Below are 12,402 nucleotides of genomic sequence, written 5' to 3' on the forward strand. Positions count from 1 at the left end.
AGCAGGAAGCTACCTAATGGCTTCTTGCTAGTTTTTTTATATTCCTTTTAAATCAAATTCTGGTACGAAGCTTTCTGAAGAAGTACCAGAATCTTGAATAAAAGCATTTTTTACTCCTAAATATAAACAATAATCTATGAGACTGTCATAATGTTTAGGATTAAGGGGCCTGTTAATTTCAGGGAATAATTTAACATCATGCATAGGAGTATACTGATTCATTATGCTTATATAAACGGAGTGACCATAGTTCTTATATATGTAGTCTATAACTTTTTTTGAATCAAACAATAAACCAGGTAACATCATGTGTCGTATAATTAATCCCTTTTGTATTAGTCCATTGTCATCAAATTTTGGTTCTCCAACTTGAAGAAACATTTCTTTTATAGCTTTAGAAGCTTTTTCGAAATAATCTGGTGCGTTAGAGTATTTAGTAGAATATTTGTTGTCAAAATATTTTAAGTCCGGAAGATATACATCTACGTATCCCTTTAAGGCTTTTATAGTCTCAACATTTTCATAGCCATTGGTATTAAATAAAATTGGTATATTGAGTCCATTAGATTTTGCTAAGTCCAGTGATTTTATAATCTGCGGAACATAATGCGTTGGAGTAACTAAGTTTATATTATGAGCTCCTCTTTGTTGCTGCTCTAAAAAGATTTCGCTTAATCTTTCAATGGAGATAGCTTTTCCTATTCCCTCAGCACTTATCCTGTGATTTTGACAGAATACACATTTTAAATTACAATTTGAAAAAAATACAGTTCCGGAACCATTTTTGCCAGATATACAGGGCTCTTCCCAATAATGAAGGGATGCTAATGCAACCTTAACAGTATTACCTGAATTACAAAAACCTATTTTACCATCTAATCTATTTACATTACAATTTCTTGGACATAATCTGCAGCTTTTAAGCAAGTCAAACATTATTAACACCTCTATCTAAAGTAAAAATATTACCTTAGGCATAATCAAAGAAATAATAGACCAGTATTCTCGCATATTTGGTCTCTTATTTCTTTTCATATGCCTTAAATAATTATACAGTTATATATAAATATCTGTATAGGTTATATTTTTTTCCTAACATAAAAAATTAAGCATTGAATTATGAAAATAAAGCCTACTACAGCAAAAGCCGGGTATAAAACAGATATAAGATTTACAAATCCTATTTGGGATATAGGAATTGCTATGAGAATAATTAATATAACTAATTTTTTGTAGGAAATACCAAAGGCTTCTTCTAAGTTTTTGCTTACACTATATATGTTAGATACCTCAGTAGAAAACATCTCAAGCCATATTATGATTAATAGCAGTACCTGCATTACAGTACCAAATCTATTGGCTATGTATAACAAAGGGATTTCATATTTGAATATATAAGGTATATTTAAAAGAAGCAAAAAATTTATAATAAAGGATAAAATAGTCAAACCTAAGGAACCTAGGAATATGCCTGGAATAAGAATTTTCCTATTCTTAATCTCTGTGCTCAGAGGTGCAAGAACGCCGCTGCAGCACAATATGTTAAAACCACCATAAATAAGTGATGAAAAAAGCCAGTTAGATTTATAATGCGGAATAGTCTTTAAATGTACTGAGTTTATATTTTTATAGAAAGCTAAGTATAATATGAATATAGTTACTATAACAGTAATAAGAGAAGGAACGATAAAAGAGTTTATTTCTATAAGTCCTTTTGTATCTCTAAAAAGCACAAGCGCTGCGGTAAGAGACATTATTATTATGCCAAACCATTTAGATATACCAAAGTACTGGTGGATTAGTGATCCACTGCCAGCTAATATTATTGCAGCACCACTGATCAGAAAAATAGTAGTAAGAAAATTAGTAGCTCTTCCTAAAAATCCAGGACTTACTAGTTTAATAAGACCATCATAAGAAGAGAGCTTGTACCTTAAACTTATATCAATAATTATTGAACCCATCAAAATATAAATAAAAAAGCAAATAAATATACCTATAAAGCTTTTGTATCCATATGTTGTGAAAAATTGAGTTATTTCTTGGCCAGATGCAAGTCCAGCTCCAACTATAGTCCCAATAAAAACTGCACCAACTTGAAAAATTAAATATAAATTTTTTTTCAATTTAACCCCTCCTAACATTGAAATTTAAGAACACATAAAATAATTACTAGTGACATTCCTAAATAGACATATCTATATAAATATATATTAATAACATTAAAATAATGATTTATAAATTAAATTTTTATTTTAAGGGAAAACTAGAACATAAGCAGAGAACCAAAATCTCTGATTTTGTGTGGATTGTTTATTCCTTTGAGGAATCGAAAAGGAATTTCCATGAAATTTTACATAAACGGAGGGGAGTAAAATGAGGAAGGCGAACAAAAGGTGGGTATTAGGTTTAGTAATTGCAATTTCGTTATTGTTTATTCAAAGTGTATTAGTAAGTTGCGCTTCGAAGAAAAAAGAAGAAAGTAAAAGCACTACAGAGAGCTTTGATATGAAAGCAGCTACAAATGTAGCTGATACTTATATGAAATATTTAATGAAAGAAGATACTGAAAATAGCAAGAGATTTTACTCGAAAGAGCTTTCGAAAAGTTCTATTAGTGAAGAAAATAGAAGCTTGAAGATATTGGGATATGATTTGTCAGAAACAAATGAAATAGGAAAATCTGGACTTTTTAAAATGAGAGTATCTAGATCGGACGTAACTAAACCTTTTGCATCTTTAGATGAATATACTTTGAAAATAAAAAAAGAAGACACAGATTATAAGATAACTGAAACAAATAACATAATACAGAAGGAAGCTTTTATACAGAATAATCAAATAAGGCTTAGAAACAAGAATAATGTAAACACAAATCTTGTAGTAGACTTTGGTGGTATACCAAATTATGCTTTTCCAAAAGATGATAAGACAAATATAGATAAAATTACAGTTCCTAAGAGCCAATATGGAATTATAACTTTTTCCTATGGCGGAGATAGCTTAGCATTAAGTACTTTTGACAAGGATGCTTATATTGCAGTTATAAAATTAGAAGAAGCCATGGCAGTGCAAGCTTCAGATAAAGGCGGCGGAGAAGGCGGAGATACCGGAGGTGGAGATACTGGAGGCGGCAAACAAAAGGAAGGAGGCGGTGGAAAGGCTCAAGAAAAACCTATAGGAAAAGATATAACCAGTTTAGATTTACTAAAGAGTTCAAAGGTAGAGTTCATGACGTTTTCACCAACAGAAAAATTTGTTACTGTACAATATACAAAGCCTGATATAGGACGTTGCATACGTACTTATAAATCAGATGGAGGAGATTTAATACCATTCAAATTTGAGGAAAAATTTCCTATGGATAAGGTAGATGTTGTATTTTCATCCTATGATAAAGAAACTCTAAATTTTGATGTAGTGCCTAAAAAGCCAGATGATAAATCTGCTTCAGATGTTATAGGGAAATGGCAGATTAATCTTAGAGATTTTAAACCAAAGAAAATGTGATATAATTTAAATAAAAAATTACTTATGGAGAGAAGCAATGAAGTGGGGAGACAAAAGATATCATAGTTTAAACTATTTTTTAAGACAAAAATTTGGATGTAAGGTTTTTAAAATTTCACTAGATGCTGGTTTTTCTTGCCCTAATAGAGATGGAACTATAAGCAAGGGAGGCTGCGTATTCTGCAGTGAAAGAGGTTCTGGGGATTTTGCAGGTAATAGACAATTTTCTATAAAACAACAGTTTAAATCCATAAAAGAAGTTATGAGTAAAAAGTGGAAGGAAGGCAAATATATAGCATACTTTCAAGCATATACAAATACTTATGCACATGTAGATGTTCTTAGAGAAAAATATGAAGAGGCTATAAATGAGGAAGGTGTTGTAGCTTTAGCAATAGCTACAAGACCTGACTGTTTAGGAGAGAATGTACTAAGTCTTTTAGAGGAATTTAGTAAAAGAGTTTATCTGTGGGTTGAATTAGGATTACAAACCTCTAATGAAGACACAGCGAAAAAAATAAATAGAGGATACAATTTAGGTACTTTTGAAAAGGCTGTAGAAAATCTTAGAAAGAGAAATATTGATGTTGTTACTCATATTATCTTCGGACTACCGGGAGAAACAAAATCAGATATGTTAAATACAGTAAATTATGTAGCAAAACAGGATGTGCAGGGAGTTAAATTTCACTTGCTGCATTTGATGAAGAATACTCCTCTTGTGGAATTTTATGATAAAGAAGAATTAAAATTTTTAAGCCAAGAAGAATATATTGATATACTATGTTCTTCAATATCGATTATTCCGCAAAATATGGTGATCCACAGACTAACAGGAGACGCTCCTAGAAGTTTACTTATAGGTCCACAGTGGAGCTTAAAAAAGTGGGAGATATTGAATGCTATAGATTCGGAACTAGAAAAAAGGGGAATATATCAAGGCATATATCACAAATAAAATTCCTCTTTTATTTTTCGTCAACAATAAGGACAAGCACTGTACTTTATTCGATGTCTACCTCTTTATGAGAGGTTATTCAGAGAAAATAATAGGAGAGATTTTTATGAAAGTAGATTTAATAATTTCAGCAGATGATATAAAACAAGAAAAAATTTTAAAAAAGTCTATAGTAGTTATAGACATGTTAAGAGCTACATCTGTTATAACTACAGCAATGAACAATGGCTGTAAGGCTGTGGTACCAGTATTAACAATAGAAGAAGCATTGGAGATAGCAAATAAGGATAGAAAAAAATATATTCTTGGTGGAGAAAGAAAAGCATTAAAAATAGAAGGTTTTGATTGCGCTAATTCTCCCCTTGAATATAGAAGAGACATTGTAGAGGGTAAAACATTGGTTATAACTACTAGCAACGGTACAAGAGCTATACAAGGTAGTTTAGGAGCTAAGAATATATTAATAGGTGCGCTAATAAATGCTAAGGCTGTAGCAGAAAAGCTAATTAGTTTAGATAATGATGTAGTTATAGTAAATGCGGGTACTTTAGGTCAGTTTTCCATGGATGACTTTATATGTGCCGGATATATTATTGATTGTTTGCTAAGAGAGAGGTCGGACATTGAACTTACTGATATATCTAAAACTGCTTATTATATATATAAAGAAAATCAAAACATAATAAGTTTTATAAAATATGCCAGTCACTATAAAAGAATTAAAGAACTAAACCTAGAGGAAGATTTAGACTACTGCTGTCAAAAAGATATAATTAATATAGTTCCAGAGTATAATGATGGAACAATTACCGTAAGTGACAACAAAGATAAGAGAGCCGTTGTTTAAAAAAATGGGTCGCATTTTTTAGAGGACAGAGGACAATTGACAGAGGACAATGAAGGATGATTTTTCTACGTTACACTACGAAAAATCTTTAATTATATTTATAAGCCGATGTTTCACATTAGTGAAACGAGCTCAAAAATATAATAGTTTTCTGACGTAAGAAAGAAAACTCACCTTCACTGTCCACTGTCCACTGTCAAATGTCCTCTTAAAAATTTTGTGACGCAAAATTTTTACAATGTGTCTAAACTACTTGGAATATATAGAACTTTAGGTAATAAGACTCATCAGAGTTCCATAGAATTGGATGGTCTGGAGATTGAGTCTTAAATTCTACCTGTCTTAAAACCCTTCTAGCATCTTTAGCAGCGTCAGCAATGGTATCCTTAAACAAATCAGGGTTCATAAAGTGTGAGCAAGAACAAGTAACTAAGAAACCACCAGGCTTAACCATTTTTATTCCTCTAAGGTTAATTTCTTTATATCCTCTTACTGCACTATCAATTGTAGATCTAGATTTTGTAAAAGCAGGAGGATCGAGTATTACAACATCGTACTTTCTTCCTTCTTTAACCCACTGATGAAGTACATCGAAGGCATTGTGACATTCAAATTTAACTCTATCGGAAATACCATTTAACTCAGCATTTCTTGTTGCTTCAGCTATAGCTAATTCGGATATGTCAAGACCAAGTACACTTTTTGCACCAGCTATCCCAGCATTTAATGCAAATGATCCTGTATGGGTAAAGCAATCTAATACATCAGCATCTTTGCAAATTTTATGTATAGCGTGTCTATTTTCTTTTTGATCAAGGAAAAATCCAGTTTTTTGTCCATTTTCTATGTCTACGTGATATTTTACTCCATTTTCTATAATTTGAACGTTAGTATCAAAAGCCTCTGTTAAAAATCCTTTAGTTTGCTCCATTCCTTCTAGTTCACGTACTCTTACGTCACTTCTTTCATATACGCCTTTTGCACCAAATTCATCTTTTAGCAATTTTACTACTATATCCTTGTACTTATCAATTCCAAGTGCTAAAGATTGCATTACATAGTAATCTTCATACTTATCTATTATAAGTCCAGGAACAAAATCCGCTTCTCCAAATAAAAACCTACAACTTGATGTGTCTATAACTTTTTTTCTGTATTCCCAAGCGGCATTAAGTCTTTTTCTAAAAAAATCTTCGTCTATTTCTTCATTTATGTCTCTTGTCATCATTCTTATAGCAATTTTTGAAGCATCGTTTATATATCCTTTTCCTATGAAGTCGCTTTTAAAATTATAAACTTCAACTATATCACCATTTTCATATGTACCATCGTAGCCTTCTATTTCCGTAGTATATATCCAAGGGTGCCCATTTTCAGCTTTTCTTCCCTTGCCTTTATATAAGTAAAACTTGCAAGCCATTAGCGCATTACCTCCCTGTTTTCATTCATTATGTAGTATACCACAATTTGAAAATTGTAGTATATAATATTTTTTATCATACTGTAATTTAAAATAATAATTTATACATTAAAATTCCTTTGACATAATACTCAAGAATAAATTAAACTATTTCTTGTAGTATTTTGAGATATTTTATGTTTAATATGAAAGGTTTGAGGAGAAAAAATATGAGTATACTAACGGTTAAAAATGTTAGCCATGGATTTGGTGATAGAGCTATATTAGAAGATGTTTCATTTAGATTACTGAAAGGTGAACATGTTGGCCTTATTGGAGCTAATGGTGAAGGTAAATCAACATTTATGAACATAATAACAGACAATCTTATGCCAGACGAAGGACAAGTTATTTGGTCAAATAATGTTAGGGTAGGTTACATGGATCAGCATGGTTCATTAATTAAAGGTATGACAATTAGAGAAGCATTAAGAGGTGCATTCCAATACCTTTTTGATCTTGAAACAGAAATGAATACACTTTATGGCAGTATGGGAGACATGAATGAAGACGAGATGAATAAAGCCCTTGAAAGAACTGCTATAATTCAAGACATGTTGGATCATAATGGATTTTATGTTATAGATGCTAAGGTAGAGGAAGTGGCAAAAGGATTAGGACTTTTAGATTTAGGACTTGATAAAGATGTTTCAGATTTATCTGGCGGACAAAGAACCAAAATTCTTTTAGGTAAGTTATTACTTCAAAATCCAGATATATTACTTCTAGACGAGCCTACAAACTATTTGGATGAGGAGCATATTGAGTGGTTAAAGAGATATCTTCAAAATTATGAAAATGCCTTTTTATTAATATCTCATGATATTCCATTCTTAAACAGTGTAATTAATTTAATTTATCATATTGAAAATAGAAGACTGACAAGATATGTTGGAGACTATAATGAATTCCAAAGATTGTATGAGCTTAAAAAGGCTCAATTAGAAGCTGCTTATGATAGACAACAAAAGGAGATAGAGAAGCTAGAGGACTTTGTTGCTAGAAATAAAGCTAATGTTGCTACTGCTAATATGGCAAAGTCTAGACAAAAGAAGCTTGATAAGATTGATAGAATAGAACTTACAGCAGAAAAGCCAAAGCCAGAGTTCAACTTTAAACAAGCTAGGGCTGCTGGTAAGATGATTTTTGAAACTAAGGATTTAGTTATAGGATATGATGAGCCATTAACAAAACCATTAAGTCTTTACATGGAAAGAGGACAAAAGATTGCTTTAGTAGGGGCAAACGGTCTTGGTAAGTCAACACTTTTAAAAAGCTTACTTGGACAAATAAAGCCTGTTTCTGGTGAAGTGGAGCTTGGTGATTACCAACACATTGGTTATTTTGAACAAGAAATAAAGGAAGCAAACTATAACACTTGTATAGAAGAAATATGGAAGGATTTCCCTTCGTTTACTCAATATGAAGTAAGAGCAGCTCTTGCAAAGTGTGGTCTTACAACGAAACATATTGAAAGTAAAGTTGTAGTTTTAAGTGGTGGTGAGCAAGCAAAAGTTAGATTATGTAAGATATTAAATAAGGAAACAAACATACTTATTCTTGATGAGCCTACAAATCATTTGGATGTAGAAGCAAAAGAAGAGTTAAAGAGAGCGTTAAAAGAATATAAAGGAACTATACTTCTTGTATGTCACGAACCAGAATTTTATAGAGATGTAGTTACAGATATATGGGATTGTGAATCTTGGACAACTAAAATCGTATAATATTTATTAATTAAGAGCTAGAAAACTAGCTCTTTTTCATATTTTTGAACTTAATGATTTTCTTTTACAATTTGCTCATATTGTGAGTTTAAAAATCTAATAATATCTTCCTTTTTCAAAGGATTAGAATGTCCTACAAAACAAGTATTAAACTCTAGATTTTCTAAAGTGGTAATAAAGTTTTTTATTTTAATTGGATCATATTTACAATTGTCATAATAATCTTTGCTATAAGCATCTCCAATAAAAATCACTTTTTCTTCAGGGACATAAACTATAACAGAATCTTCTGAATGAGGGGCAATAACATTCTTTAAAATAATATTAATACCACCTAAATCAAGTTTTAATTCATCATCAAATGCTATATCAGCTGTTACCACTTTTATATCTTGTAAAGATTGATATTCTTTACGGATATTTGTATCTGCAAATTCGATATCCTCACCAGTTAATAGACGGTTTTTCATTGCAGTATCAGACCATTCCCATTTAGCCATGATTTTTAACTTTTTATTGGTTATTTCACATGCTATCGTTTTTCCTTCGATTGCGTGCATTCCATACGTATGATCCCAATGAAAATGAGTAATAGCTGCGTAATCTGGAATTTTTAAATTAGATTCTTTTAATAACTTATTAAATTTTTCTATATGATTTTTTGAGTTTCCACCATCAATCATAAGTGAATACTTATCTCCTTTGATGTAACCTAATAATGGTCTATCGGTTTCTTGTTCATTGGCAAGAAAATAAACTCTTTCAGTAACTTTTAATAAAGCCATTTAATACCCACCTTTCCTTAATTTAAGCTATAATATATTTAGGTTGGATTTTTTTGTACTTTGATATGATGTCTTGTACTATAAATTATCTTTTGTATTTTGAGTTTTAGTAAGTCACGGAAATTATTTATAGTTATTTAGATTAATTTTTTAAATTAAGCATAAAAAAACTCTCCTAAACTGTATAGTTTCGGAAAGTTAATGTGTTCATATAAAATCATAAAATTAAAACGTGAATGTTAAAAAGCTGTTATAGTACATATTAACATCCATTTAAAGTTACCATGAAGTATATATGGCAAAATGATCTGTTATAAACATAATCTTATCCAAAACTCAATTATATTACATAAAAAAGCAACTTGAACAACCATACTTAAAAGTATGATCTTAAACTTTGCTTAGTTATATAAATCCAGTTTAAATAAGATTAATAAATCATTTTCAATATTCACCTCATAACATTAATTTTTATAAAGTTTATCATATTTATTTCTATAAATCAAGCTCTTTAAGTGTCTATACTTTATTCATTTCAATAAATTGAATTTAGAAGTTAATATATTGTATATACGTGTAAGGCAATGCTACGTAAGAAGAACATAGTAAGTTAAAAATTGTGTAATAGAAATAAAAAGGAGTGCAACGCACTCCTTTTATTTATGTTGGGTCACCTAACAAAAGGTAACCCCATAGTAAACCACACTTTATGCAGGTGGTATTTAATCTTTTATCGCGCTTATTTTGTAAATTTTAGCGTTGAGCTTCATACTGTTTTAAAAGCTTAACGAATAATTCAGGAACTTTTTCCATGTTTTCTGGAGTTTCTATAAATGCTACACGGAATTGAGTACTTCCTGGATTAGCATCACCTGATTTAATGTCATAGAAACCTTTTAAAGGTGCTACTAAAAGAGTTGTATCCACTCCGTTTAAGTTTACTGAGCCCTCTTGTGCACAGTATAAAACAAAGTCGATTGAATCAAATCCTGGTTTTACAATATTTCTAACATCAATTACTGAGTATATAGATGCATCAGGACTAGAAACGATTAGACCAGGTTCTAATTCCTTTAGATTATTATAGAATTTAAACATTATCTCTTTGTAGTACTCACGAAGTCCTTTGCACCATCCAGCGATATCTTCCTTAGTTTCATGTGCTAGTGCACCAAATATATACTGACCTATAACGTTACTGCAAAGGTTAGCAGTATATTCAGCTACTGCTTGAGTATAGAATTCTTCATTGTCAGTGATTAAAGCTCCGATTCTTAAACCGCAGGCATTCCATACCTTTGATGCTGTTTCTAAGCTTATTCTTCTTCCTTCTATGCCAGGTACATCTGCATCACTTAATCCCCAGATGCTTACTAGATCAGTCTTTTCATCATAATACAATTCACGATAAGCTTCGTCGCTTACCATCCACATATTATATTTTACGCATAGTTTAGCAAGCTCTTTAAGAGCTGGATAATCATAGAGCTGACCTGTAGGATTGTCGTAAGGTATTACAAGAAGTGCTCCAGGATTGTGCTCTTTAATAGTTTCTTCAATTTTATCTAGTTCTGGAAGACTGAACTTTCCATCTTCGCTTAAATGACGTTTTACTGTAACAGTTTTACGTCCTATTCTTTCTGCAAAAGAAATATAATTTGTATAGGCTGGATCAATCATCATAAATGGTTTTTCATCTGTGCCTGCATCTCCGCAAACACCAAGTAATAACAATTCCATACCGCTAGATCCGCCATCAGTTACTGCAACGTGTAATTTATCAGTATTAAAACCTTCGCATTTGAGAATGTTTTTAAAAGCTTCTTGAGCTTCAGGAACACCAGCAGTACCTGAATATCTTATAACGCCTTTTGCAAATGGACTTTCAGGTGCGTTTAATGAAAACATTCTTTTCTGCATAGCAGGATTTGTTGGAAGCGAAACGTTTCCAATCGCTACATTGATTAATGCAGGTTTAACTTTACGTCCCTCAAATTTGATTTGCCCAAGTCTTACATCTGATGGCATTCTTTTTTTGAAATGATCTGATAATACTGGTTTATTCATGAATAAAATACCCCCTTAAAATATGTAATTTATAATGTATGCATAGCATTCATTGCTCTTCTAAGAAACTCTTTAAACATACAGTTCAAAAGCTCGTACTGGTTTGATATTTTTTCATTTACTGCAACTTGATATTTAAGAAGTGTAATGCGTAAATCTTTTTAAATTCATTACAGAACTTAGTTTTATACGCAATAGAGTTGTTTTAATATATCGCTTAAAGAGTTTTATTAGTATAATTTGCTGAAGGCTCTTACCTGTATATAAGTATACCACGTTATTATAAATTTTCAAAATTTTTTAATTAATTAAGTTAATTTTAATTATTTATTCAATATTTAATAATTTATTTAGTTTTAATAGAAGATTTGGATAAATTTTTTAAGTTGTGTTTTCTTCACTTGGGCAACTAAGATAGTATATAAGGTTTAAAGCCCGAAAGTTAATTTTCGGGCTTTAAATCTTATATACTATCCTTGAAATTTATATAATTATTTTTTATCCATCCCTTTGAGTTAATCCTATCTTCTGACAGAATCGAAACCTCATACCATAGTTCATCATTGATTTCTGCACTATCATATATTTGTATTATAGTAGATTGATTTAAATAATTAATTATAGCAGAATTACTTAAAGGTGCTATATATAAATTACAGTCATCCTTAATGATACCTTCACTATAATTAGGGTTTAGATATTTGATAGTAGTATGCAAACTGGACTCTGAATTTGTTTTGTGCTTTAAATTATTATTTTGATATTTTAGAAGTAAAATTTGCTTTCTTTGATTTGATACCTTATTTGTGAAATAGTAAGAAACAAATAAAGAGAAACCAACGAGGAGTACAAATAAAAACGCCAGCATTAACCTTTCCTCCTTTCAGTCGGAACACTGGGTGATTTTGCTTGTTTCCACCAGCAAAATCACCCGTTAAAGTCCATTTAGGACTTTAACCTCCCTATAGATATACAATATTATTATATTCACTAATAAGTCAAAACTGTCATAAAATAAAAAAATCCTAGTTAAATTTAACTAGGATTTT

General features: G+C 30.8%; 10 protein-coding genes. 4 read left to right on the forward strand and 6 right to left on the reverse strand.

Annotated elements, in window-relative coordinates; all coding sequences use genetic code 11:
- Window positions 1-36: 36 nt before the first annotated feature.
- Both I6U51_RS09455 and I6U51_RS09460 read right to left on the reverse strand, forming a co-directional pair.
- On the reverse strand, window positions 37-936 hold the full coding sequence (locus tag I6U51_RS09455; RefSeq protein ID WP_211142412.1) for a radical SAM protein: 900 nt from the start codon (window positions 934-936) through the stop codon (window positions 37-39).
- Window positions 937-1,079: 143 nt separating this feature from the next.
- Window positions 1,080-2,126, reverse strand: a complete 1,047-nt coding sequence (locus tag I6U51_RS09460; RefSeq protein WP_211142413.1) for a YkvI family membrane protein — start codon at window positions 2,124-2,126, stop codon at window positions 1,080-1,082.
- Window positions 2,127-2,376: 250 nt separating this feature from the next.
- Between I6U51_RS09460 and I6U51_RS09465 the strand changes: the two genes are divergently transcribed.
- The 3 genes from I6U51_RS09465 to I6U51_RS09475 all read left to right on the forward strand — a co-directional run bounded on the left by I6U51_RS09465 (window position 2,377) and on the right by I6U51_RS09475 (window position 5,315).
- Window positions 2,377-3,510, forward strand: coding sequence for a hypothetical protein (locus tag I6U51_RS09465; RefSeq protein WP_211142414.1), 1,134 nt, complete (start codon window positions 2,377-2,379; stop codon window positions 3,508-3,510).
- A 37-nt stretch (window positions 3,511-3,547) separates the two neighbouring features.
- Window positions 3,548-4,468, forward strand: a complete 921-nt coding sequence (gene mnmL, locus I6U51_RS09470) for a tRNA modification radical SAM protein MnmL/YtqA (protein WP_211142415.1) — start codon at window positions 3,548-3,550, stop codon at window positions 4,466-4,468.
- A gap of 106 nt (window positions 4,469-4,574) precedes the next feature.
- A complete protein-coding gene (locus I6U51_RS09475) occupies window positions 4,575-5,315 on the forward strand; it encodes a 2-phosphosulfolactate phosphatase family protein (protein ID WP_211142416.1) in 741 nt (246 codons plus the stop codon).
- A gap of 244 nt (window positions 5,316-5,559) precedes the next feature.
- Here I6U51_RS09475 and I6U51_RS09480 read toward each other — a convergent pair whose 3' ends face one another.
- The gene (locus I6U51_RS09480) at window positions 5,560-6,735 is read right to left on the reverse strand and encodes a class I SAM-dependent rRNA methyltransferase (protein WP_211142417.1); all 1,176 of its coding nucleotides are present in this window, start codon (window positions 6,733-6,735) and stop codon (window positions 5,560-5,562) included.
- Between the two features lie 209 nt (window positions 6,736-6,944).
- Here I6U51_RS09480 and I6U51_RS09485 point away from each other — a divergent pair, with 209 nt between their 5' ends.
- Window positions 6,945-8,501 (forward strand): ABC-F family ATP-binding cassette domain-containing protein, encoded by a 1,557-nt coding sequence (locus I6U51_RS09485; RefSeq protein WP_211142418.1) that lies wholly within the window; start codon window positions 6,945-6,947, stop codon window positions 8,499-8,501.
- A 50-nt stretch (window positions 8,502-8,551) separates the two neighbouring features.
- Here the strand turns inward: I6U51_RS09485 and I6U51_RS09490 are convergent, their stop codons facing one another.
- The 3 genes from I6U51_RS09490 to I6U51_RS09500 form a co-directional block, all read right to left on the reverse strand.
- Window positions 8,552-9,286, reverse strand: a complete 735-nt coding sequence (locus I6U51_RS09490) for an MBL fold metallo-hydrolase (RefSeq protein WP_211142419.1) — start codon at window positions 9,284-9,286, stop codon at window positions 8,552-8,554.
- A gap of 753 nt (window positions 9,287-10,039) precedes the next feature.
- Window positions 10,040-11,353 (reverse strand): pyridoxal phosphate-dependent aminotransferase, encoded by a 1,314-nt coding sequence (locus tag I6U51_RS09495; protein WP_211142420.1) that lies wholly within the window; start codon window positions 11,351-11,353, stop codon window positions 10,040-10,042.
- Between the two features lie 463 nt (window positions 11,354-11,816).
- On the reverse strand, window positions 11,817-12,221 hold the full coding sequence (locus I6U51_RS09500) for a hypothetical protein (RefSeq protein ID WP_211142421.1): 405 nt from the start codon (window positions 12,219-12,221) through the stop codon (window positions 11,817-11,819).
- Window positions 12,222-12,402 lie beyond the last annotated feature (181 nt).

The organism is Clostridium aciditolerans (assembly GCF_016316925.1).
GTDB classification, from domain to species: Bacteria; Bacillota; Clostridia; order Clostridiales; family Clostridiaceae; genus Clostridium_AM; species Clostridium_AM aciditolerans.

What these genes read in the sequence shown, in the direction of transcription:
- I6U51_RS09495 (WP_211142420.1), bottom strand. Translation starts at nt 11,353, where the DNA reads ATGAATAAACCAGTATTATCAGATCATTTCAAAAAAAGAATGCCATCA.
- I6U51_RS09490 (WP_211142419.1), bottom strand. Translation starts at nt 9,286, where the DNA reads ATGGCTTTATTAAAAGTTACTGAAAGAGTTTATTTTCTTGCCAATGAA.
- I6U51_RS09480 (WP_211142417.1), bottom strand. Translation starts at nt 6,735, where the DNA reads ATGGCTTGCAAGTTTTACTTATATAAAGGCAAGGGAAGAAAAGCTGAA.
- I6U51_RS09475 (WP_211142416.1), top strand. Translation starts at nt 4,575, where the DNA reads ATGAAAGTAGATTTAATAATTTCAGCAGATGATATAAAACAAGAAAAA.
- I6U51_RS09500 (WP_211142421.1), bottom strand. Translation starts at nt 12,221, where the DNA reads ATGCTGGCGTTTTTATTTGTACTCCTCGTTGGTTTCTCTTTATTTGTT.
- I6U51_RS09465 (WP_211142414.1), top strand. Translation starts at nt 2,377, where the DNA reads ATGAGGAAGGCGAACAAAAGGTGGGTATTAGGTTTAGTAATTGCAATT.
- I6U51_RS09485 (WP_211142418.1), top strand. Translation starts at nt 6,945, where the DNA reads ATGAGTATACTAACGGTTAAAAATGTTAGCCATGGATTTGGTGATAGA.
- I6U51_RS09455 (WP_211142412.1), bottom strand. Translation starts at nt 936, where the DNA reads ATGTTTGACTTGCTTAAAAGCTGCAGATTATGTCCAAGAAATTGTAAT.
- mnmL (WP_211142415.1), top strand. Translation starts at nt 3,548, where the DNA reads ATGAAGTGGGGAGACAAAAGATATCATAGTTTAAACTATTTTTTAAGA.